We start from the raw sequence: 24,017 nt of genomic DNA, 5'->3' as shown, positions 1-24,017 counted from the left end.
CGTACCCGGTCCACGCCCCAGGCGGGGATGGTGGCCTCCAGCCCTCCTTGCACCGCAGGGGCCACCCGGCCTCGCCGCCGGGGACGAGAGGCCCGTACCCGGTCCACGCCCCAGGCGGGGATGGTGGCCTCCAGCCCTCCTTGCACCGCAGGGGCCACCCGGCCTCGCCGCCGGGGACGAGAGGCCCGTACCCGGTCCACGCCCCAGGCGGGGATGGTGGAAGCATCGAGTTCGGCGAGCGCCGGCGCGCGCCGGCGTGCATCGGATACGGAGTTGGTCGAGATGACCGGAGCCGACCTGATCGTCATCGTGGTCGTGGTCGTCCTGGCTGCGCTGCTCGCCTGGTGGTTCTTCGGCCCCGAGCCGACCGGTGAGGCCACGGGGACCGGCGAGGGACAACAGGTCACCGTCACGGTGCGGGGCGGATATGCACCCAGCCGGATCCGGGTGCGTGCGGGCCGGCCACTGCGGCTGGTCTTCGACCGGCAGGAGAGCGGCGACTGCTCGTCGAAGGTCGTCTTTCCCGACTTCGGGATCTCTGCCGACCTGTACCCCTTCAGCCGGACCACGGTGGAGCTCGCCCCCACCTTGCCCGGCTCCTACGGGTTCGCCTGCGGCATGAACATGATCCACGGCACCCTGCTGGTCGAACCGGACCAGGCCGAGTCCGACCGAGTGGAGCGGCCCAGCGGACAGGGCGCGCTCGAAAAGGCCGCCACGCCCGCCGCGGCGGAATCCGAGCCGGAGTCGGCGGTGGAGTTTGCCGGGACCGGCGACTCGGCCGGATCTGCCGACTCCTCCACCGGCTCGTCCGCAACCCGCGCAGAGCCCGAGGAGGCCCCGACGGCGGCTCCGCCCCAGGCGCCGCCCGCCCCGAGGGGCGAGACCGCGGGGACCGCACAGGATGCCGAGGCCACCGAGCGGCGCGTGGAGATCGCCGATCTGGCGCGACGAGTGTGGTTCGGAGCGGTGCTGACCGCGCCGGTGCTGTTCGGGGTGATGGCCGAGGAGTTCTTCCACCCCGCCTGGCTGCCCGGCGTCCTGACCGACCCCTGGTTCTCGCTGGCGCTGATCACGCCGGTGATGTTCTACACCGGCTGGCCGATCCACCGCACCGGCTGGCTGGGCCTGGCCCACCGCAGCCCGGACATGAACTCGCTCATCACCATCGGCACTGTCGCCGCCTTCGGCTACAGCTTGGTCATCACGATCGCCCCGTCGCTGGCCCCGGCCGACATACGCGGGGTGTACTACGAGGAGGTCGGGTTCATCCTGACCCTGATCCTGCTGGGCCGGCTGATCGAGACGCGGGCCAAGGCCGGCACCGGCGAGGCCATCCGCTCCCTGCTGGGCCTCAGGGCCCGCACCGCTCGCGTGGTGCGGGACGGAGCGGAGGCCGAGTTGCCCGTCGAGCAGGTCCTCCCCGGTGACATCGTGCTGGTGCGGCCGGGGGAGAAGGTCCCGGTCGACGGCGAGGTCGTCGCCGGCCACTCGGCCGTCGACGAGTCGATGATCACCGGCGAGCCCGTGCCGGTCGAGAAGGACACCGGGGACGAGGTGGTCGGGGCAACGGTGAACGGCACCGGCAGCCTGCGGATCAAGGCGACCCGCGTCGGCGCGGAGAGCGTGCTGGCCCAGATCGTGGAGATGGTGCGCCGCGCCCAGGCGTCCCGCCCGGCCATCGCCCGCCTCGTCGACCAGGTCTCGGCGGTGTTCGTCCCCGTCGTGATGATGATCGCGCTGGGTGCGTTCGCCCTGTGGTACGTCACCGGCCCCTCCCCGGTGTTCACCTACGCGCTGATCACCGCAGTCTCCGTGCTGATCATCGCCTGCCCGTGCGCACTCGGCCTGGCCACCCCGCTGGCCATCGTGGTCGGCACCGGCAAGGGCGCCACCAACGGCATCCTGTTCCGCAACGCCGAGGCGATCGAGACCGCCCGCAGGATCGACACCGCAGTGCTGGACAAGACCGGCACCATCACCGCCGGACACCCCGTTCTCACCGACGTCGTCGCCCTGGACGGCCAGGACCCCGACGACCTGCTGGCCCTGGTCGCCGCGGCCGAGGCCGACTCCGAGCACCCCCTCGCGACCGCGATCGTCGCCGGCGCCCGCGACCGCGGCATCCGGATACCCGCCGCCTCGCGCTTCCAGTCGGTGACCGGCCAGGGCGTGCAGGCCACCGTCGACGGCCACGAGGTACTCATCGGCAACACCCGCCTGCTGGCCGGCGCCCGGGTCCAGACCGGCGTCCTGGCCGAGCGGGCCGCCGCCCTGGCCGCGGACGGCAAGACCGCCGTGCTGCTGGCCGTGGACGGGCTGCCCGCCGGGCTGGTCGGTGTCGCCGACCCGGTCAAGGAGGACTCCGCGGCCGGAGTGACGGCCCTGCACGACCTGGGCCTGCAGGTGGTCATGATCACCGGGGATGCGCGGCGCACCGCCGAAGCGGTCGCCCGCCGGGTCGGCATCGACCGCGTCCTGGCGGAGGTCCGTCCCGAGGACAAGGCCGCCGAGGTCGCCCGGCTCCAGGCCGAGGGCCGCCGGGTCGGCATGGTCGGTGACGGCATCAACGACGCCCCGGCGCTGGCCCAGGCCGATGTGGGACTGGCCATCGGCACCGGCACCGACGTGGCCATCGAGTCCGCCGACGTCACCCTGATGTCCGGTTCCCTCGCCGGCATCCCCACCACCATCCGGCTCTCCCGCGCCACGATGCGCAACATCCGGCAGAACCTGACGCTGGCCTTCGGCTACAACACCATCGGCATCCCCATCGCCGCCGGGCTGCTCTACCCCTTCTTCGGCATCGTGCTCTCTCCCGTCATCGCCGCCGCTGCGATGGCCCTGTCCTCGCTGTCAGTGGTCACCAATGCCAGCCGACTGCGTGGCGCCCGCATCACCGACGCCGCGCAAGCCGTCGGCCGGTGAGCCGACGGAACCTCTCACCGGTGAGCGATCACGCAGAACGTGGACGTGGCCGTGGACGGGACAGCGGCCGCCCGCACGTCGACGTCCACCGTCCGCGGTACGAGACGCGGTCGTCGACCAGCCGCGGGCGGTCGCAACCCCCTTGAACGGGGTCCCCACTCTGCGTCTCGACGCTGTCCTCCAGGGCGGCGGTGTGGCGGAGATCCCGCGCTGCGAGACTCCTCTGCAGCGCGAGCCGGCCCTCCTCGCTGGCACGGCCGTCCCGTCGCCCCGACGCCATTGGGCCTCGATCAGGCCACCTACTGCCCGACCAGGGCGCCCCGCCCAGGGCGACGGGGGCGGCGCCACCGGTGATCATGCGCAGCGCCGTCGACGGGTGTTCGTAGGCGGACCGATCGGGGCGGCCAGGCGTGGCGGCGAAGTAGAAGCCCAGGCCGGCCAGGTTCACGGCGGACCTCCTCACGCCGGGCGGAGCGGTATGGGGCCCGCCGGGCGGTATGGGATCTGTTGTCGCCCTACCCCTACCCCGTAGGGGCCCACTGTCCCGGGCGCAGGGCCACCCGGCCCCTGCACGCGCTGCCTTGGTGGGAGGACGGTGGCTGTAAATCGCCCGTCCCGGTGCGGCGGCAGTCCGTGTTCGACTCTTCGATCTCTCGGAGTGATCACCATGATGTTCTGGTACGACCATGACATGAACGGCTGGGGGTGGCTCGGCATGTCCCTCGGCATGATCGTCTTCTGGGGTCTGATCGTCACTGCCTTCGTCCTGCTCCTGCGTACGCTCGGCCGACCCGCGCCCGGCGGCTCGCACGACTCCGCTCTCCGGACGCCGCCGGCGCCGCCCTCCGCCGAGCAACTGCTGGCCGAGCGGTTCGCACGGGGTGAGATCGACGAGGAGGAGTACCAGCGCCGTCTCCGGGTGCTGCACACCGCCGGTGCCGGCCCGGCCAAACATTGACCGAAACGCCCCCCAGGCACCCGAACGCCCGCACGCCCCACGGATCATCAGTTCCCGACGAGCACGGAGGAGCGCCATGAGCGAGGCTGACCGTCATGCATAGAAATCCGATCTTGCGGCGAAGATCAGGCTGCTCGTGTCGGGGGCGGTCGCCACGGCCGCCCTGCTGCTCCCCGTCGCGACCGCCGGCAGCGCCTGGGCCCACGAGGGAGAGAGCGACGAATCGGCCGTGCTCGTCGAGCAGGCCATCGCGCTGATCGCCAACGACGCCGACCAGGACCACGTCGCGGAGCGGATCGACGATGCCCTGACGGCGCCGCACAAGGAAGGCGTCGACCTGTCCGAGGTCCGCAGGGCGCAGGGTCTGCTCGAGCAGCCGGGCTACAGCTCGGCCGTCGGCCGCCAGGTCGAGGGGCTGCTGCTGGACTCGCTCGACGGCAGACTGCCCTCCGCACCCGAGAACGGCCGCCCCGCGACCGGTGACGAGACAGGCACCAGCGTCGTCCTAGGAGAGTTCCGGCCCGCCCGGGGCATCTCCGACGGTGGCGACGCCGTCCTGGCCGGCCTGGGCGTCGTGGCCATCTGTGGCGGGCTGTGGCTGTCGCGCCGGCTGCGCCCGCCGCACACCATCCGCGAGTTGGAGCATCCGGAGCGCAGGCGCCGGGAGGCGTCATGACCACCGACCGGCCCGGAGGCGCTGCAGCGGCGGCCGACCGGCCGCGCCGCCCCGGCGGGCTCCGGCGGGCCGTCGACGCGATCGACGACCGCATGGGCATCAAGGCGCTGGCCTATCCGGTTCCCGAACACGCCAACAACCTGACCTGGAGTCTCGGCGGCCTGACCGTCGTCTCCTTCGTGACGCTGCTGGTCACCGGCATCTACATGGCGCAGTTCTACTCGCCGACCGCGGAAGACGCGAACCAGTCGGTGCGCGACCTCGTCACGAACGTCTGGCTGGGTGGCTTCGCCCGCGGCCTGCACTTCTGGGCCGCCCAGGCGATGTTCGTCCTCGCCCTGCTCCACCTGATGCGGGTGTTCTTCCACGCGTCGTTCAAGAAGCCTCGCGAGGGCAACTGGATCATCGGCAGTGCCATGTTCCTGTTCACCTTCCTCGCCGTGTTCACCGGCACCGTCATCAAGTGGGACCAGGAGGGCTACGAGGCACTGGCGCACAACCTGGAGGTCGCCAAGCTCCTGGGCGGTGCCGGAGTCTGGTTCACGCCCGAACTCAGCGACCGGGTGCCGATCGTGCTGCGCCTGTACATCGCGCACGCCGTCATCGTCCCCGGGCTCGTCCTGTTGCTGTTCGTGTGGCACGGGCTGCTCGTCAAGCGGCACAGGATCTCCCCTCACCCCGCGATCCCGAAGCCGCAAAAGGAGGTGGCAGAGCCGTTCACCGCGCACCTGAAGCGGGTGGGCGCCTTCGGCCTCGTGCTCCTCGGCGCGCTGTCCCTGCTGGCGGTGCTCGTGCCGCCCGTGCTCGGGCCGACGCCGGTCGACGGCATCGAGATCACCCGTCCGCTGTGGATGTTCTGGTGGTTCTTCCCCCTGGAGGAGTGGTTCGGGGTCGCCTCGATCGCCTACGTCATCGCGGGCGTCTTCGGGCTGATCTTCCTGGTGCCCTTCCTCGACCGGAGTCCGCGCCGACTGTGGCGCGAGCGGAAGATCGCCATGACCTGTGCCGCCGTCCTGTTGCTGGCGCTCGTGGCAGTCACCGTCGAGGTGTGGGTCAACAACCCCAAGGGCCACGGATGAACACCGACGATCGCACACCTCGAGGCTCCGGTGTCGACGTCCGCCGTGCGCAGCGGTGGTTCTGGATCCTGACCGTCTCGGCCGTCCTCGCGATGGGCGCGCTCTACCAGGGGCTGCGCTCCGCGCCCGGCCCCGGTACCGGAATCCTGGTCCTCATCAGCGGGCTGGTGCTGGCCGCGTCCGTTGTCCAGGCAGCCCGGATCCTGGCCGTGCTCGCCGGGCCGCCGCGCCTGCCACGGCGTCTGCGTCTGCGACCGCCCCGGCCACGGACGACCACGGCGCGTGTGTCGGGCACCCGACCACCGAAAGCGAGGTGACGGCGCGCGGCCCTCGGGTGGTCGGGCGGACCCCGCCCCGGTGTGCGCCGGAAGGGGTCCGCGCCGGGCGCCGCACCGAGATCGGGTGCGCAGCAGCCGCTCGACGACGCGTATCCCGTGCGTCGGGCCGCGGGGAGGGAAGGGCTTGCCCCCGCATGACCGGAGCGGGCCTGTGCCGTCTTGCAGGCAGCCGGAACAGGCCGTGGCTGCGGGGCGCTCCGGTCATGGCGGCGACACCGTCCCGGGTCTTCACCGGCACGTCGCCCACCGCCGCCTCGGCGTGTGGCCGTCGCCGCAGGCCGGTTGCGCCCGCCACGTGGCCCCGCAGTGACGCGAAGGCGGCAGGGGGGTGCCGCTGTGAACGGCGCCCCCCTGTCGGGAATACCCCCCAGGGGTATATGGTTGACCTCATTGCGGAGAGGGACGGCAACGTCCGCCCACGGAAACCCGCTGATCCAGTCTGATCCGAACCGAGGAAGCCACCATGAACACCGAGACGAACACCAGCCTCTGCTGCGGCACCGGTTCCTGCGGCTCCGACGCGACGACCGTCGACGTCCGGAGTGTCGCCGTCACCACCGTCTACAAGGTCTCCGGGATGACCTGCGGCCACTGCGAGGGCGCGGTTTCCCGGGAGATCTCCGTCCTGGACGGCGTCACCGCGGTCCAGGCCGCCGCCGAGACCGGCGAGGTGACCGTGACCTCCACCGTCCCGCTCGACGAGGAGGCCGTCCGCGCCGCCGTCGACGAGGCCGGCTACGAGCTCGTCGGCCGCGCCTGACGGCGTCCTGGCCCCGGCGGCCCACGACGCGCGCATTCCTCCCTCGCGCCGGGATGTGCCGCTCCGTCGACACCGCGCCTTACGTCCCGGCCTTCCCCCAGGAGACAAGCACATGACCAGCACGGCTCCCGAGACGGCGGCTCCCGGCAGCGCGCCGGCGCCCGCTTCCGAGGTGGAACTCTCCGTCGGCGGCATGACCTGCGCCTCGTGCGCCGCCCGCATCGAGAAGAAGCTCAACCGCATGGACGGTGTCACGGCGACCGTCAACTTCGCCACGGAGAAGGCGAAGGTCTCGTACGCGGAAGGCGTCGAGATCGACGACCTCATCGCCACCGTCACGAAGACCGGGTACACGGCGACGCCGCCCCCGCCGACGGCGCAGAACAGGAACGAGACCGAGACCGAGACCGCGGCCGGTGCGGAGCCGGACGGTGAACTGCTCGCTCTGCGGCAGCGGTTGCTGGTGTCGCTGGTGCTCTCGGTACCGGTCGTGCTGATGGCGATGGCTCCGCCCCTTCAGTTCGACAACTGGCAGTGGCTGTCGCTGACACTGGCCGCGCCCGTGGTCGTCTGGGGCGCGTCACCCTTCCACAAGGCTGCCTACACCAATGCCCGGCACGGCGCCGCGACCATGGACACGCTGGTGTCCGTCGGCACGCTCGCCGCGTTCGGCTGGTCGCTGTGGGCACTCTTCTTCGGACACGCGGGGATGCCGGGCATGCGGCACGCCTTCGAGTTCACCGTCTCCCGCACCGACGGCTCCTCCTCCATCTACCTGGAGGCCGCGGCCGGCGTGACCACCTTCATCCTCGCCGGGCGCTACCTGGAGGCGAAGTCCAAGCGCAAGGCGGGCGCTGCACTGCGGGCCCTGCTGGAGCTGGGTGTGAAGGATGTCTCGCTGCTGCGCGACGGCAAGGAAGTCCGTGTCCCGGTGGCCCAGTTGGCGGTCGGCGACCGCTTCGTCGTACGCCCCGGAGAGAAGATCGCCACCGACGGGACCGTCGTCGAGGGGGTGTCCGCGGTTGACGCCTCCATGCTGACCGGCGAGGCGATGCCGGTGGATGTCGCGGTCGGCGACGCCGTCACCGGTGCGACTGTCAACGCGGGCGGCCGGCTCGTCGTCGAAGCCACCCGGGTCGGCGCCGACACCCAGTTCGCCCGGATGGCGAAACTGGTCGAGGACGCGCAGAACGGCAAGGCCGAGGTACAGCGCCTGGCCGACCGGATCTCGGCGGTCTTCGTGCCCGTGGTCGTCCTCATCGCCCTGGGCACCCTGGTCACCTGGCTGTTCGTCACCGAGGACGTGACCGCCGCGTTCACCGCCGCCGTCGCGGTCCTCATCATCGCGTGCCCGTGCGCGCTCGGCCTCGCCACCCCGACCGCGCTGATGGTCGGCACCGGCCGCGGCGCCCAACTCGGCATCCTCATCAAGGGCCCTGAGGTGCTGGAGTCCACGCGTCGCGTCGACACGATCGTCCTGGACAAGACCGGAACGGTCACCACTGGCCGCATGACCCTCCAGGAGGTCCACGCCGCTCAGGGGGTGGACGACGGTGAACTGCTGCGGCTGGCCGGCGCGCTGGAGCACGCCTCCGAGCACCCGATCGCACAGGCCGTGGCCGCGGGCGCGATCGAGCGGGCCGAAAGCCTGCCGGTTCCGGAGAACTTCGAGAACGTACCCGGCCTGGGTGTCCAGGGCCTCGTCGACGGACACGCGGTCCTCGCCGGGCGCGAGAAGCTTCTTGCGGAGTGGGCCATCGAGCTGCCCCCGGAACTCGCCGAGGTCAAGGCCGCGGCGGAGCGCGACGGCCGCACGGCGGTCGCCGTCGCCTGGGACGGCGAGGCGCGCGGTGTGCTCACCGTCGCCGACGCGGTCAAGGGCAGCAGCCCCGAGGCGGTGGCCGAGCTGCGCCGGCTGGGCCTGAGGCCCGTGCTGCTGACCGGCGACAACAGCCTCGTCGCCGAGTCCGTCGCCCGCTCGGTCGGTATAGACGAGGTGATCGCCGAAGTCCTCCCCCAGGACAAGGTGGACGTCGTCAGGCGGCTGCAGAAAGAGGGCCGTACGGTCGCGATGGTCGGCGACGGCGTCAACGACGCGGCCGCCCTGGCCACCGCCGACCTGGGCCTGGCCATGGGCACCGGCACCGACGTGGCGATCGAGGCGGGTGACCTGACACTCGTACGCGGCGACCTGCGCGTGGCCGTCGACGCGATCCGCCTGTCCCGCAGGACCCTCGCCACCATCAAGGGCAACCTCTTCTGGGCCTTCGGTTACAACGTGGCCGCCCTGCCCCTTGCCGCCCTCGGCATGCTCAACCCGATGATCGCGGGAGCCGCGATGGCCTTCTCGTCGGTGTTCGTCGTGACCAACAGCCTGCGGCTGCGGTCCTTCGAGTAGACGCGCAGGCGGCGCGGTCGACTCAACGGCGCCCGGCCTTCCGGCCGGGCGCCGCATGCTGCCCACGGCGCGTGTCGCCGACCCGGCCCGGCAGATGGTTCTCCCTGCATGGCCTTCGCAGCAGAAGGCAGGACGCAGCCGGGCGACACGAGTTCCAGGGTGTCGAAGACTCCCGGGGCCGAGGTGGGATACCCCTGGCGGGTATAGTGCGGGAGCAGCACCTGCCAGAGGAAGCGGAGCACGCAGAGCGATGACGACAGCAGCACCCCGGCGAGCCGGATACCGCAGCGGTTCCGTGCGCTGGGTGCGTACCTCGGTCGTCGCCCTGCTCATGGCACTGGCCGTACTCGTCCACCACGACGCGACGTCACCGGTTGTCTCCGCCCGCGCCGTCGGCTCGATGGCCGGCAGCGACCACACCTCCGCGACCGCGATACCGACCGCTGCTTCGACCGGGCACGACACCGCACCTCGTCCCGCGGGGACGGTCATGGATGCACCCGGCGGCGACTGCGCGGGCACCGCCATGCAGCACTGCTCGACAGCGGACGTGAGCACGGCGCAGTCCGTGCCTCCGCCCGCCGCTTCCACTCCCGCCGCCCGGTCGGACGCCGTCCCTGGCGGACCCGCCCTCCACGGCCTGCCCAGGACGTCACACCGCGCGCCCCCCGATCTCTCCGTCCTCTCCCGGTTGTTGATCTAGGCCCGGACTCCGCGAGCCACCGCCGCGCCTTCCCACGCCCTGGTGGGCGGTGTCGCCCGCATGCGATCCGACCGACGTCATTCCGAAGAAGAGGACTCCCGTCTTGAACAGCATCAACCGTCGCTCCGTCCTGCTTGCCGGGCTCGGCGCCGCGGGCGCGGGCGCGCTCGCCGCGTGCGCCGACGGCTCCAGCGGTACCCCTTCCCTGGTCGCTCCTCACAGCCCGGTGGTCGCCGCCGCCGACAGGAAGCGCAGGAGCACCGGCAGGACGCAGCGGACGACCCTGACCGCCGCGCGTGCCATGCTCGACCTCGGCGGCGGGGTCATGGCCGACAGCTGGGCCTTCAGCGGCCGCACCCCGGGCAGGGAACTGCGGTTGTCCGTGGGTGACACGCTCGCCGCCGAACTCTCCAACCAACTACCGGACCGGACCCCGACCTCCCTCCACTGGCACGGCATCGCGCTGCGCGACGACATGGACGGCGTCCCCCCGGTCACCCAGACCGCTGTGCGGGCCGGGAGCACGTTCACCTACCGCTTCACCGTCGACGCCCCCGGCACCTACTACTGCCACCCGCACGTCGGTGTCCAACTCGACCGCGGCCTGCACGCCCCGCTGATCGTCGAGGACCCGAAGGAGCCGCTGTCGTACGACGACGAGTGGGTCGTGGTCCTCGACGACTGGATCGACGGAGTCGCCGGCACGACCCCCGACGGCGTCCTCGCCGGCCTCGGGCGCGGCATGGGCGACATGGACATGGGTGACTCCGATCCCCGCTCCGGCGACGGCACGGGGGACATGAGCGGGATGGACATGAGCGGCGGGAGCACGGGCGGGGCGAGCGCTTCGCCGTCCGCGTCCGCCGGCGGCACGTCGACGGCGTTCCTGCTCATGGATTCCGAGAGCAGCCTGCTCGGCGGCGACGCTGGAGACGTCAGGTACCCGTACCACCTGGTCAACGGCCGAGTCCCGGCCGACCCGGACGTCTACACGTCCAAGCCGGGCAAGCGCATCCGGTTGCGCATCATCAACGCGGGCGGCGACACGGCGTACCGCGTGGCACTCGGCGGCCACAGGCTGACCGTCACCCACACCGACGGATTCCCGGTCGAGCACCAGCAGGTCGACGCCCTGCTGATCGGCATGGGGGAGCGGTACGACGTCCTGGTCACCCTCGCCGGCGGCGTCTTCCCGCTGGTTGCCCTCGCCGAGGGCAAGGACGCGAGCGGCATGGCACTGGTCCGTACCGGTTCCGGCCGCGCGCCGAGGCCGACGGTCCGCCCGGGGGAACTGGGCGGCGACATCGTGACCGCGTCCCGCCTGAAGGCGGCGGACGAGGTCCGGTTCGACTCCAAGAAGGCCGACCGCATGCACCGCATCGAGCTGACCGGCGGCATGGGCACGTACAACTGGGGCATCAACGGCAGGCGGTTCGACATGAACAACCCGGCCGCGAACCCCATCCTGGTCGAGCAGGGTGAGCGGGTCCGCCTGGACTTCGTCAACAGGACCGGGATGTGGCACCCGATGCACCTCCACGGCCACACCTGTCAGCTCGGCACCGACGGCCCGCGCAAGGACACCACCATCGTGCTCCCGAGGCAGACGGTGTCCGTCCACTTCGACGCCGACAATCCCGGCCAGTGGATGATGCACTGCCACAACGCCTACCACGCCGAGGCGGGGATGATGGCGCTGGTGGCGTACCAGGCCTGACGAACCGTCGGACGGGCTGCCCCGGCGACCCACCGCCCTCCGCGCCGGCAGCACCGCCGGACCACCGTGGTGATCGACGCCGAGACCCATGGGCGGAAGACTCGTAGGAGCTCGGGCAACCCGTCGCTCGTGCCCGGCGCCGGGCCGCCGTGCGCGCAGACGCCCGTTGCGCATCATGGACCCCATCCGATCCACGTCTTGCGGGCGTGGTCCATCCCGAGCACGGTGACAGCAGCGACGGCCAGGAGAAGTGTCCCCGCGGCCGTCACCGTCGTCATCAGGGCGGGACGCCCGGGTGCTGCGGTCGGTTCGGATTCGGCCGTCACGGTGCGGCGCCGTCTGGACCACTCGCCGATCGCGGCGCCGAGTAGCGCGGCAGGTGCGGCGACGACGACTCCCTTGATGACGATCCACTCAGCCGTGAAGCGTATGCCGGTGGCGGTCGGGCCGATGAAGCAATCGGGAGGGTGCCGTCGGCTGCGGCCCAGGAAGAGCGGTGGGTGAGCTCGGGGTGGAGCCGGTCCCAGGACCGGGCGAGGGCGGTGCCGTAGAGGCGGGTTTCGGTGACGGTTTCGGTGTCCGGGATACCCCAGGTGTCGGGCTGACCGAGGACGAACTCGCCTCCGTGCCGGGGCGGCCGGCCCCTGGTGTGAGGATCCCGCGGCGGGGCCGGCCGACGTACCACCGTGCTCGACGGCGGGAAGATCCGGCACAGCGGGGACGCCCGGCTCGATGTGAACAAGGCGTACAACTTCGACCTGGGTGAGAGCGCGAACCTCGGCCCGGTCGAGTTCCCCTTCGACCCGCTCGCCAACGCCCCCCCGCTATCGTCTGGCCAAGAACTTCACGGTACAAGGGAGCCGGACCATTGGCGTCAACACCGTCGTCACCCCGTAGCCGAGTGTCTGGAGGAGGGTTCATGCGCACCGTCCCTGCGACGGTCACGGCCGTCTGCGCGGCGCTGTCACTCGCCCTGACCGCGTGCGCGGCCCAGAACACGGACCCCCGCGCCCTGGCCGGCACCAACGCCGGCGAGAGCCTGGACAAGCTCCTTGAGAGCTACGAGCTCACGCTGCCCGGCTGCAAGGTGGAGGAGCTGGGGTTCAGCGGCCGGCCGAAGGAGATCGACAAGCATCTGCTGCTGCGCTTCGAGGCTCCTACGGACTGTGTGAACGGCTACCTGGACGCCCACGGGGTGGACCGCACCCGGGCGAACCCGTGGCCGTTCCCCGAGTTCTCGATCGACGGAAAGGAACTGTCCCGGACAAGGCCGCCCTTCCCCGACAACGCCATGGAGAAGTTCGGCCTGAAGCTCGATCCCGAGAAGACGTACGACCTCCACACCAGGTTCCGCACGCCCACGGGCGCCAGGTTCACCGTCCTGGTCGTTCCGCGCGGCGATGACGGGCAGGAGGTCTACATGGTGTCGACGTACAACGGCGAGGACTGAGTGCTGAGTGAGAAGCTGTGTCTGAGCCCTGCGTGACAAGTTGAGCAGTGGCCTTGGTACTCATGCTGCACGCCGCCTTCAACTTCCTCCGTCTGAAACCGAGGCCGCCGGAGGCCGGTTCCGGCCGCTCGAACACCGTGTGAGGACAGACGGAGGCGGAGCCTGACACGCACATCTGCCGCGTCGTCGTGGCCCCCAGCCGCTGCGGGCCCGGCGCTCTCGTCGGTGTCGGCACGACGCGCGGCCCTGGCTCTTCCCAGGCCGCCGGGCGGGCCAGCCCTTCCACCTCCACCACCTGTCCGCACTCCTCAACGAGATCGGCGTCCCAGTGGCCGCCCCCCGCGGCGCCGCCATCCGACAACAACTCCTTGAGAGGCCCGCTCCCGTCGTCGCCGACGCCCTCGGCTACCACGACAAGACCACCACACTCGCCTGCTCAACGAGACCGGCGGAACGTGGAGCCGATACGCCGCTGGAGATCACATACGATCACCAGCAGGCTGGGCTCCACGGGGACCTGGCGACAGTTGAATACGCGAGCACACCAGAAGAAGGCCATGCTCTAGCCGAGGCGGGCCAGCAAGTGGGCGTCGAGGAAGCCCCGCTCAGAGGCCGGGTCGTGGAGCAGCCGGGCGAACGTGACGAACCCGGCCCGGTCCAGCAGCTCGGCGAACCGGTCCGCAGGCCAGCTGTAGGCGGGCGTCACCTTGTGGTCGAAGCGGACCGGCTCGGGCCCGTCGGTCGCGAAGAACGACGCCAGGAGCAGGCCCCCTGGTGCCAGGACACGCGCCTGCTCGGCGAGCAGCGAGGGCAGTTCCCCAGGAGGGGTGTGGATCATCGAGTAGTGGGCCAGCACGCCGCCGAGCGCGCCGTCCTCGACTGGCAGGGCCTCCATCCGCGCCTCGTCGAACTGCAGCGCCGGACGGGCTTGCCGGGCGTGGTCGACCATGGCTGGGGAGAGGTCGAGCCCGAAGGCGTCCAGCCCCAGGTCATGCAGCATGGCCGTCAGATGTCCGGGCCCGCAGCCGACATCGGCTGCCCGCAGGTTCCCCGTGCCGCGCACCAGCTCGGCAAAGATGCCGATCATGTTCCGTGAGAACGGCTGCGTCTCCAGCCGATCAGCGAACATCGACGCATACAGCTCGACGACCCCGTCGTAGGCCGCCCTGGTCTCGTCCTGGTGCTCCACCACGGGAAGGAAGCTAACACCCGCCGTTCGCAGCTGTTCTCCCGCCCCGTCCCGAATCCCGCGCCCGTCGCCGCGGACGCTCTCGGCCACCACAAGACCACCACCCGGCTCCGCAACGAGGCCGGTGGGACCTGGAGCCGATACGCCGCTCGCGGCCACAGTCAGTCACGAGCTGGCTGGACTCCCCGGAGAACCGGCGACAGTTGATCAGGCGATCACACCAGTAGAGGCCGAACGTTGCGGCTGCTGTCTGGGCCAGGACTGCGGAGCGTTCCCCCAGGCAACTTCCACCCCCGATCGATCGCCCATGCTGGGCGCACCATGACGATCGCCCCCAGGAACCCTGGGGGCGATCGCTGTTCACATGTGCCCGCGGATCAGTTGCCGATCAGTCGATGCCGTCGCTCAGGCCGAGCACCTGCGGGAAGTCGCCGGGGAAGTTCCTGGGCATACCCGGCACATCGACGGTGCGCCCGTACACGCCGACCAAGAACTTGACGGCGCCGACCGGGAACTCGAACCACTCGGCGTTGTCCGTGCGGACGACCACTGGCCATGCGTCTGGGTCCGTGGGGCTTGTCTTCCAGTAGAAGGAGTCCCCCGAATAGGACGACGCCCAGCTGATCAGGCCGCCCGGCTCGGGAAAGGGGACGTAGCCCTGGGTGTCGCCCATCTCGTACAGATCCTGAAGGATCTCGTCCTCACGGCGCCCGGACGCCCACAGCGCCTCAGCGCCGGGCGTTGGAAGGGACACCATGAGGAAGTCATCGACGACCAGCACGGGGTACGCCTCCGCCAGAGAACGGAAGTCGGAGGGCAGCGCCGTTCCTAGGGCCGCCTCAAGGGTGGCCCAATCCACGCTGCGCCCACCAGGCACACGCCACCGTGTCATCGACGGAAGCACGGCCTCCAGCTCTTCGACGCTCAGCATGTCGTCTGCCAATTCGGGCTCTGCTGGACCACTATGTTGTTGAACAATACTCCGTCCTCGGTGTAGGCGGACATGGTGATGCTGTCCGCATATCCGGTGGTGTGGCTGTAGTTGACCTTGCCTGTGTACATGACCCACTTCCCAGCGGCGAGCTGCTGCTCCATCTTGATCTCGCAACGCCGCATGCCGCTCTTGTTCATGCGCGAGAACCCGGTGAACAGGTTCTCGTTCACCCAGTCGCCGCCCACCTTGTCGCCGACGATATGCGTTCGGTCGAAGATGGTCCCGCCCGTCTTGGTCTTGTTCTGCGCGGGGTCCGGGAATCCGTACACGTCCACCTTGCCACCGTCGTCCCTCTTCGTGCCTACGGGCTTGTAGTCACTCGGGCAGATCAGCGCGGTCGCCCCCTGGGCGCGGCTCGCCCCGTCCAACGGCTGGTACTGGAATCGGGACGACTTGGGCTCCGACTCACACCGCTTCTTGTTGTCCGTGCCCGAGCCGTCCCCGGGAAGGGGACCGGGGCGCGGCCGGGCAGCCGGCTCCGGCTCCGGCTCCGGGTCGTCGTCGCTGAAGAGGTCCTGGAGACCCGATGTGATCGAGTCGAAGGTGTCGTTGACGGCGGTCTGCACGTTCTGGTCGGTCGCGTAGGCGTAGGTCGCGACCGCGGCGACCACGACGACCACGGCGGTGACTTCGACCAGATCGTCGACGAGGAAGAAGTGGCCGTCCAACTCGACGTTGCTCACCGGGTTGCCGCCGCCGAAGGCGTAGCGGTTTCCGGTGAACGGGTCGGCACCGAGGCCCATGTCGGCCAGTGCGCCCGTGTACATGTCCCGGGTGGTGAAGCGGTTGAGGCCCGGGTCGTAGTCGCGGAAGCCCATGTCGTAGGTGCCGGACTGGGCGTCCCAGCGCTTGCCGTTGTAGCGGTAGGGGTTGTAGTCCTCCTTGGTGGGGTTCTGGGCGTCGGGTTTGTCGATGCCGGTGAACTCGGAGGTGTCGTCGCTTCCGTAGGCGGTGTAGCCGTACGTGGCCTTGGTGTCACCGTTCTTGTCGGTCAGCGCGTCGACGTCGGTGTGGCCGTTGTAGCTGTAGTAGGTGTCCTCGGTCGTGCTGTCGGTGTTGTGCTCGACCTGGGACAGGCGCTCGCCCCAGGGGCTGTACTGGTAGGACTTCGACAGCTGGCCGGCGACCTTCTCGTCCAGGACCTCGCTGGACAGCCCCAGGTATTCGAAGTCCGTGGTCTTGCCGCCGGCGGTCTTGGACAGGGTGCGGTCGAGCGGGTCGAAGGTGTACGTCGTGGACTTCATCGCACCCGTCGAGTCCATCTTCTGGGACTCGACGACGTGGTCGAAGCCGTCGTACACACTGCGCCCGACGACCTGGCCGTCGCTGGTGACCGATTCCTGGCGGCCGAAGGGGTCGTAGTTGTACTGGAACGCCGTACCGGCGACGGACGCGCTCTGCAGCCGGTTGCGGTCGTAAGAGAAGGTCGTGGACGTGCCCTTGACCGTCTGGCTGATGACGTTGGCGTTGTCGTCGTGGACGTAGGTGTCGGTCGACGCGCCGTTGCCGGTCTTGACCGACTTGGCGAGTCGGTCGACCGGGTCGTAGGTGTAGTCGGTGGTGGAGTCGAGGTACGCCGAGTGGTTGTCGGCGTCCATCTTCTTCGCGGCGTCCTGTGTCGGGTTGCCGTTGGCGTCGTAGTCGTAGGTGTGCGAGGCGACCAGGGTGCCGTCGGCCTTCTTCTCCACGGTGGACTTGACCGTACCGTCGAGGAAGTAGGCGCTGTCGACCGTGTTGCCGTTGTCCTTGGTCTCGTGCAGGACCTGACCGCGGTCGGTGTACGTGTACGACGTGACCTTGGCAGACGTGTCCGTCGGCGACTTGCCGACCGAAACCGTCTTGGTCATCTCACGCGTGTCGTAGGTGTATTTGGAGAACTGGTCGGGATGGGTGACCGTCTCCGGCTGGCTGTTGGCGTCGTACGTGTAGGTGGTGGCCTTCTTCTCCTGGCCGGCCAGCGACTCGGTCACCTTCCGGATCTGGTCCAGGCCCGTGTAGGCGATGGTGTAGGCATCGATCGGTGCACCGGGAGAGGCGTCGTCGATCGACGTCAGGTTGCCGTTGACGTCGTAGGCGTAGGCGAAGCTGTGCTTCTCGTCGTCCGTGTCGCCCGAGTTGTCGCGCACGAGCTTGACGCCGTCGGCGACGACCGCGCCCGCGCTGTTCTGGAACAGTTGCAGCTTGGCCGCGTTGCCCTGGGTGAAGGTGAACGAGCCGAGGCTGACCCAGGTGCCCGGGGCCGCGTTCTGGTCCCGGATCACGTCCGTGGTGGTGCCGTCGGACTTGGTGACCGTGTACTTGGCGGTCGTCGCGGCGCCGGTGACCTGGGGGTACCTCACGTAGGCGGTGTAGGTGCCGTCCTTGGGGATGTTCAGCGTCCACGTGAACGCGTCCGTCCCGGTGCCGGCGGCGTGGACCTGGTGGTCGTAACCCTGCTGGCCGGGGAGGCCGGCATGGGTCCAAGTGCCGGTGGAGCTGGTGTTCTGGGTGTCGGAGTTGTCGACGAGCGGGACCGCGCTGCCGACCGGCACACCGTCGTCCGTCTTCGACTTCAGCTTGCCGTCCGGGTAGAACGACCAGCTCATCGTGCGGTTCGACGAGCCTCCCGCCGAGGTGAGGGTCCGGGCGGTCTGTCGACCCAGCCCGTTGTAGTCGTACGTGGTGACGATGTCCCACGGGTCCGTCGTCGACTTGGTCCAGCCGTTGTCGAAGTAGGTGTACGTGGCGTCATTGCGGACCGTCTGGCCCTCGGACGGCGGCAGGGAGGTCTTGGCGACCCGGCCCACCTTGTCGTACGCCGTCTCGGTGTAGACGTTCGGATCGTTGTAGCGGGCGTCCGCCGGGTCGTACGGCTGGAACTGCTTCACCGGGCGGTTCAGCGCGTCGTACTCGGTCCGGGAGGTGAAGTCGTCTGCGTTCGCCGTCTCCACACCCCGCGGGGTGATCACCTTCGTGGTGTTGCCGACCTGGTCGTACTCGTACCTGGTCGTCCGGTAGGTGATGTCGGGGCTGGTGCCCTGGTGCGGGACCTCGACCTCGGTCTGCTTGCCCCGCTCGTCGTAGGTGATCAGGCTCTCGTTGTTCTCGGCGTCCTTGCTGGCGACGACGAGCGAGTCCTTGTCATACGTACGCGAGCTGGTCTTGCCCAGCGCGTCGGTGATCGAGACGGTCCGGTGATCGAGGTCGTAGGCGGTCTTGCTGGTGTAGTCGGTGGTGTCGGCGGTCGCGTTCTTCTTCGGATCGATGACCGTGACGAGGTTGCCGACGTTGTCGTACTCGTACGAGATCTTGTCGCCGACCGCGTTGACCACGGAGGTGATCTCGTAGATCTCGTCGTAATTGTGGGTCGTGGCGTAGTCGTTCGGGTCCGTGGTCGTCGCGGTGCCCTTGGGCTGAACGGTCGTCCGCAGATGACCGGTCTTGTCGTAGGTGTAGTCGGTCCTGCGTTCCGGACCGGTCGGCGTGTCCTTCGGGTCCGTCGACGAGACCATCTGGTCCCCAGCGTCGTACACGGCCGTCGACACCGCGCCGTTGGGCGCCGTCCAGGTGGTGATGTTGTCGTTGGCGTCGTACTCCGGGGCAGGCGTGGTGATGAGAACGCCCGCTGCCTGGTCCTTAGGCACCGTCTTGACCAGCGGACGCCCGTACGTGTCGTACGTCTGCGTGGTCGTCTTCTGGTCGGCGTCGGTCACCTGGGTGACCTGGCCGCGCTCGTCATAGACGAAGGTCGTCGAGTTGTTCAGCGCGTCCGTGATCGTGTTCGGGTAACCCGTCGGACCGAAGTCGTTGTTGGTGGTCGGGTTGCCGTTGGCGTCGGTCGCCTGGGTCAGCTCACCGTAGGCGTCGTAGTCGTATTTCGTGGTGTAGTCGTCCGGCACCGTGGTGGTGGCAACACCCTTGGGGTCGGTGACCGTGGTGAGGTTGCCGAAGGTGTCGTAGCCGAACTGCCAGGCGCGGCCCTCGGGCGACGTCTTGCGGAACAGGTCGGCGGAGTAGCCGTCGGCGCGGGTCTGGTACTCGTAGGCGGCGGCGTTCGCCGGCCACTGCGAGGAGTCGCTCACGCAGGTGGACGTCTGGTCCGGCACGCCCGCCTTGTTGTTCTCGGCGTCGCGCTGCCAGAGCGGGTAGCCGGTCTTGGGGTCGAAGCAGTAGGCGGTCTTGGCGCCGTTGGCCTCTTCGAGGTAGGTGACGTTGTTGTCCGCGTCCCAGCTCATCTTCGTGGTCTGGGATTTGGCGTTGGTGGTCTGCACCGGACGGCCGAAGTCGTCGGTGACGTACTGGGTGGCGTGGTTCTCGGCGTCGGTGACGGTGGTGTCGGTGAACTTCGTGTTCACGGTGTCCGCCGTGTAGGCGAAGCCGGTGTCGCCGTTCAGGCGGTCGGTGATGCTCTTGGTCCACCAGTGGTAGGCGGGGTCGTCGCCGGTCTGCGGGGCGTAGTAGGACAGCTGCGTGCCGTGGCCGCGCGGGTCGGTGGCGGTGACGAGCTTGACGTTCTTGTTGCCCTGGGTGGCGTCGTAGGTGAACTTGAAGACCTTCGGCTGGTTGGAGCCGTCGCCGTCGGTGAACTGCCCGAGCAGGCCCTTGGTCGTGTAGGAGAAGGAGATCTTCCGGCCGGAGATGTCCGTGATCGACTTGATGTGGTCGTAGATCTTGGAGTTGGTCAGGTGGCTGCCGGTGGTCTTGGCGCCGGTGTCGTCGATGTAGTCGTAGGAGGCGTCGCCCTTCTCGTAGTAGTCCACGGTGAGGGACTGCCGGCCGGCCGGGTCGGTGATGTACTGCAGGAACTTCGTCGGCTTGTTCTTCGACTTGCGCTCGGCGTACGTGTACGTCTGCGTGTTGCCGTTCTTGTCGACGGCCGAGGTGAGGTAGCCGTCGCAGCCGAACAGGAACCGGGTGCCGTCCGGACGCAGGAGCGTCCAGGCGTCCGGGGTGTTGTCCTTGTCCGGCGTGCAGTCCAGGCCCGCCTTCATGGTGAGCTGGTAGTGGACACCCGCAGGGGCCTTCCACACGCTGTTCGTCGCATCCCAGGTGAAGACGTGGGCGGTGCCGTCGCCGTCGGGGAGGCGGACTTCGGTGGGGTTGGGGTTGGGGTGGAAGTCCAGTGGTGCGCCGAGCCGGATGGGGGCGGCCAGTTGCATCGACCAGCCTGCGCCGGAGACGGTGTCGCTGGTGTCGAGGGAGTTGTAGGCGAAACGGGCGAAGGTGGTCAGACCGCGGCCGGGGTTGGTGAAGGCGTTGTAGGACCAGACGCTGTTGCCGGAGGCCAGGTTGTTCATGACCGTGGAGCCGGCGCCGGTGTTCTTTCCGGTGTAGGAGTAGAACTTTTCCAGGCCGAGGGTGTTGGAGGTGGGGTCCTCCACCGCCACGTTCTGCTGCAGCGGCTGGATGGAGGTGTGGGTCGCGGACAGCCAGGAGCTGTCGGAGACCCTCCGGACGTCCCAGCCGAGGACGTAGTCGGTGCGCTTGTTCCCGGAGTCTGAGTTGATGGGTGTGTCGACGGTGGCCTGGATGGTCGCCGACTGGCCCGGGGCGAGCGCGGGGACGGCGGTGGATGCCTGGTTGCCGCCGGTGGTGACGTCGGTGCCGTCGGGCAGCTTCCAGGTGTAGGACAGCTCCCGCTCACCGGCCGCCCACGCGGCGTTGGTGGTGTTGGTGACGGTGAAGTCCACGCTGTAGGTGGAGTTGGGCGTCATCCGCGACGGCGTCTGCGGCGCGTAGTACGTGTCCGCGGTCGTGGAGTCGACGTAGATGACCCGCAGCAGCGGGCCGAGCTGCCAGTCGGATGCCTCGGAGGACAGGAACAGGGTGCGCTCCTGCGGGCCCGTGGAGGACTCGTCCTTCAGCTTGACCAGCGCGCCATGGTTCGAGGACGGGGTGGTGATCCAGCCCTGCGTCAGCGAGGTGGCGTCCCACCAGTGCCGGCCCACGTCGGAGACCGAGCCGACGGTGTCCGAGACCGTGGCCGAGTAGTCACCGCCCGGAGAGCTCCATGCCGTGCCGGATGACGCGTCGTTCCAGGTGGCCGACGTTTCGTCGAAGTTCTTCGTCAGGCCGTGGAGTTCGTAGACGGCGCCGTTGGAGCTGTAGTTGGTCTCCGCGCCCCACATGAACAGCCGCGACTCCAACACGGTCGCCGAGGACGGGATCGCGGAGGTGTCGAAGTCCAGGGCGGCGCGGGCCTTGCCGTAGGTGGCGGAGTTGTCGCCGACCTCCAGCCAGGACTGCGGCTTGCCCCACGTCGACAGCGTGTCCTCGTTCGTGGACGGCTGACCCGAGGACAGGGTGGTGTCCTTCATCTGGGAGGCGCCCTGGATCAGCCGCATCGTCCGCCCGGCCTTGGGCACGCCCACCAGTCGGGTCGGGGAGCCCAGCAGCTCACCGTTCACCGTCCGTACCGCTATCTGGTAGTAGTACGAGCGGCCGATCTCCGACGAGGAGGAATCCGGTGTCGGTGTGGCGGTGGTGTCCGTGAACGACGTCGCACCCTTGTCGATCGGGGCGACCAGCGTGGCCGCGGACGGGGTGAACGCCTGCTGCGTCGAGCGGTAGAGCTCGTACTGGGCGATGTTGTTGCTGCTGTCCCCGGTGTCGTTGACGTACGGCTTCCACGACAGCTCCGGACCGGTGGAGTGGATCACCTGCGGCGAGTCCAACTCGGTGCCGACCTTGCCGTAGGTCACCGTCAGCCGGGGGATGGTGGAGGTCTCCCCGCCGTAGGAGCCGTCGCCCGCCTCATAGCGGGGGCCGCCCAGCGGACCTCCCGCCTCATCCGCCGTCTTGAGGACGAAGCCGTTGTTGGCCGCCGTGCCGTCCAGCCACTGCTGGACGGTGTCGGTGACCGGGAACCTGTGCCACTGGCTGTAGTCGCCGGTGCCCTTGGTGATGGTCGCAGGGTTCGCCCAGCGCACCGCATCCGCGATCACCGCGGTCGAGGAGGAGGCGGGCCCGTCGCCGAGGACGACCTTCCCGGCGGTGCCCTTGGCGAAGGCGATCCTGCCGCCGCCGTTCAGCGACGTCCACACACCATTGCTGCCAGCTGACTCGTCCACCGTGTAGGTGGTGGAGCCGCCGCTGCCGGTCACCGTGAACGGCGCGTTCGTCGCCCGGTCGAAGGCGGGCACGTAGTGCACGTCGACGCGGTAGGAGTCCGCCTCCGGCAGTCTGGGCTGGAAGGTGTAGGTGTCCCCGGCGATGTCGTCCTTGTTGTAGTGGTAGTCGCCGCCGATGGCGTACTGCGTGAGCGACGAACCCGACGCCGGCCACGACCCGGACGCGGCCGTGGTGCCGGCGTCCCCGTCGTCGACCTGCACCGTCGTCCCCGACAGTGCACCCACCAGGGAGCTGGTGCTGTCCCACGTCGCGGTGGACTCGTCCCACGCACCCGTCGCCTGGTGCACCTCGATCGGCACGTTCGTGCCACCGGTGGTGTGGGTGTTGTCGTAGTACATCTCCAGCCGGGCCGCATCGATCTGCGTGCCCGACGGGATCTCGTCCAGCGGGAACTCGATCAGCGAACGCGCCGCACCGGAAGAGGTTCGACCCACCGACAGCTTCCACGAGTTGCCGTAGTTCGTCGTCGGCGCCTCGGCCAGCACCATCGCGTCCTGCGCCCCCGACGGAGACGGCGCGATCGTGAGGGTGGGATCGATCACCACCGGGTACCGGCGGTCCTTCGATGCCAGCCAGCCCGCATCAGGCGTGACCGTGATCTTCCAGCGGTCGCCGTCCCGGACCAGCCTCTGACTGACCTTGCGGCTGTAGGTCTCACCGAAGACCGACGTGTCGGCCTTGGCCGCGTCCGTCATGTACGGCGCCGGGATCACCATCACCGGCGTGTGGGGCAGCTCCCCGAACAGCGCGATCGAACCATCCGGCCGCGCCTTCGGCGTCAGCCCGTCCGCATCCAGCGTGAACGTGAACTTCAACGGCCCGGACGGCGGCTTCGCGAGGGTGATGTTCTCCTTCACCCGCCCCGGACCGACCTCGTAGGCCAGCTTCGCGCCGTGTGCGGCGTCGTCGTAGGAGACGGTCGAGCCCTTGGCGTGCGGGGTCAGCCTCTTGCCCGCGCCGTCCAGGCCGAGAGTGACGGCCCGGCCGTCGGGGGCCTGGAACCGCACCAGCCGGCCCGTATGCGCGCCGAACCACGCCCGCCCCTCATTCGTCGTGTTGGCGAAGACGAAACCTTTCGCCTTCGCGGGGCGGACCGTGGTGTCGATCGCCTTCCACGCCGTGGACGCACCGTCCCGGTAGGAGGTCGGCACCGCCGACAACTCCGCCTGCACCCGGCCGTCCGACAACTGCCAGAACCGCGCGTTCGCCGTCCGCCGCCCGGTCAGCTCCCGGACCCGTCTGGCCTTGGGATCCTTGGTGCCCTTCGGCAGTTTCTGCCGGTCGGCTATTCCCAATTCGTCATGCGAAGGCGGCTTCTCATTTTCCTTGCCATCATCCGCGAACCAGCTTTTGACGGTGTCGACGAAACCCTTTTCGTCGCGGTCTTCGGCGGGTGCGGCATAGGCGACCTGTGGCAGCGCGGTAGTTGTCACCGCGGATACCACCAGGCACGCAACAAGCGTGCCCCATCTGGGTCTCACGTCAAACCTTTCCTCGTGCATCGAGTGCTGAACATGCCGCCGATAACCCGCTCCATCAGCGGTGATGGAAGGTCATGCGCAGCGACGCCGATTTTCTAGCCAGCTCGATGACGAGAAGTCAAGTGGTCGGACATTGCCGACACTTGACATGCCGTGTGGGCACGGGGGGCGAACCGATCTGGAAAATGTCCGCTATTTCTGGTCGCTGGACAGCCGTCCTTACGGGCAGGTATAAA

The 24,017-nt window shown here is 69.3% G+C and carries 13 protein-coding genes and 1 pseudogene; 10 read left to right on the top strand and 4 right to left on the bottom strand.

The window, feature by feature from the left end:
- The first annotated feature begins 282 nt into the window (after window positions 1-282).
- From JS756_RS02845 to JS756_RS02805, 9 genes are all read left to right on the top strand, one after another.
- On the top strand, window positions 283-2,928 hold the full coding sequence (locus JS756_RS02845) for a heavy metal translocating P-type ATPase (protein WP_205381262.1): 2,646 nt from the start codon (window positions 283-285) through the stop codon (window positions 2,926-2,928).
- A 667-nt stretch (window positions 2,929-3,595) separates the two neighbouring features.
- Entirely contained in the window at window positions 3,596-3,886 is a 291-nt protein-coding gene (locus JS756_RS02840; RefSeq protein ID WP_205381308.1) for an SHOCT domain-containing protein, read from the top strand.
- A gap of 136 nt (window positions 3,887-4,022) precedes the next feature.
- Window positions 4,023-4,562, top strand: coding sequence for a hypothetical protein (locus tag JS756_RS02835; RefSeq protein ID WP_205381261.1), 540 nt, complete (start codon window positions 4,023-4,025; stop codon window positions 4,560-4,562).
- Window positions 4,559-5,641 (top strand): cytochrome b N-terminal domain-containing protein, encoded by a 1,083-nt coding sequence (locus JS756_RS02830; protein ID WP_205381260.1) that lies wholly within the window; start codon window positions 4,559-4,561, stop codon window positions 5,639-5,641. The genes JS756_RS02835 and JS756_RS02830 overlap by 4 nt, the downstream gene beginning before the upstream one ends.
- The gene (locus JS756_RS02825; RefSeq protein WP_205381259.1) at window positions 5,638-5,958 is read left to right on the top strand and encodes a hypothetical protein; all 321 of its coding nucleotides are present in this window, start codon (window positions 5,638-5,640) and stop codon (window positions 5,956-5,958) included. Before JS756_RS02830 ends, JS756_RS02825 begins: the two co-directional genes overlap by 4 nt.
- Window positions 5,959-6,442: 484 nt before the next feature.
- Entirely contained in the window at window positions 6,443-6,739 is a 297-nt protein-coding gene (locus tag JS756_RS02820) for a heavy-metal-associated domain-containing protein (RefSeq protein WP_205381258.1), read from the top strand.
- A 112-nt stretch (window positions 6,740-6,851) separates the two neighbouring features.
- On the top strand, window positions 6,852-9,137 hold the full coding sequence (locus tag JS756_RS02815; RefSeq protein WP_205381257.1) for a heavy metal translocating P-type ATPase: 2,286 nt from the start codon (window positions 6,852-6,854) through the stop codon (window positions 9,135-9,137).
- A gap of 250 nt (window positions 9,138-9,387) precedes the next feature.
- Window positions 9,388-9,840 carry a hypothetical protein gene (locus tag JS756_RS02810; RefSeq protein ID WP_205381256.1) on the top strand — a complete coding sequence of 151 codons (453 nt, stop codon included), beginning with the start codon at window positions 9,388-9,390 and terminating at the stop codon, window positions 9,838-9,840.
- A 103-nt stretch (window positions 9,841-9,943) separates the two neighbouring features.
- Window positions 9,944-11,557, top strand: a complete 1,614-nt coding sequence (locus JS756_RS02805; protein ID WP_205381255.1) for a multicopper oxidase family protein — start codon at window positions 9,944-9,946, stop codon at window positions 11,555-11,557.
- Between the two features lie 457 nt (window positions 11,558-12,014).
- Here JS756_RS02805 and JS756_RS36495 read toward each other — a convergent pair.
- A pseudogene (locus JS756_RS36495) lies at window positions 12,015-12,251 on the bottom strand (NF041680 family putative transposase); the annotation flags it as partial.
- 225 nt (window positions 12,252-12,476) lie between these two features.
- On the opposite strand from JS756_RS36495, the gene JS756_RS02800 reads away from it, so the two are divergent.
- Window positions 12,477-13,007 (top strand): hypothetical protein, encoded by a 531-nt coding sequence (locus tag JS756_RS02800; protein WP_205381254.1) that lies wholly within the window; start codon window positions 12,477-12,479, stop codon window positions 13,005-13,007.
- Window positions 13,008-13,569: 562 nt separating this feature from the next.
- Here JS756_RS02800 and JS756_RS02795 read toward each other — a convergent pair.
- The 3 genes from JS756_RS02795 to JS756_RS02785 form a co-directional block, all read right to left on the bottom strand.
- Window positions 13,570-14,199 (bottom strand): class I SAM-dependent methyltransferase, encoded by a 630-nt coding sequence (locus JS756_RS02795; RefSeq protein ID WP_205381253.1) that lies wholly within the window; start codon window positions 14,197-14,199, stop codon window positions 13,570-13,572.
- 385 nt (window positions 14,200-14,584) lie between these two features.
- Window positions 14,585-15,127: an SMI1/KNR4 family protein gene (locus JS756_RS02790; protein ID WP_240203109.1), complete on the bottom strand. Its 543-nt coding sequence runs from the start codon at window positions 15,125-15,127 to the stop codon at window positions 14,585-14,587.
- A complete protein-coding gene (locus JS756_RS02785; RefSeq protein ID WP_205381252.1) occupies window positions 15,121-23,802 on the bottom strand; it encodes a golvesin C-terminal-like domain-containing protein in 8,682 nt (2,893 codons plus the stop codon). The genes JS756_RS02790 and JS756_RS02785 overlap by 7 nt, the downstream gene beginning before the upstream one ends.
- Window positions 23,803-24,017 lie beyond the last annotated feature (215 nt).

Source organism: Streptomyces actuosus, from assembly GCF_016921115.1.
In the GTDB taxonomy this organism is placed as follows: domain Bacteria; phylum Actinomycetota; class Actinomycetes; order Streptomycetales; family Streptomycetaceae; genus Streptomyces; species Streptomyces actuosus_A.
This window is presented reverse-complemented; position numbering and strand designations above follow the sequence as displayed.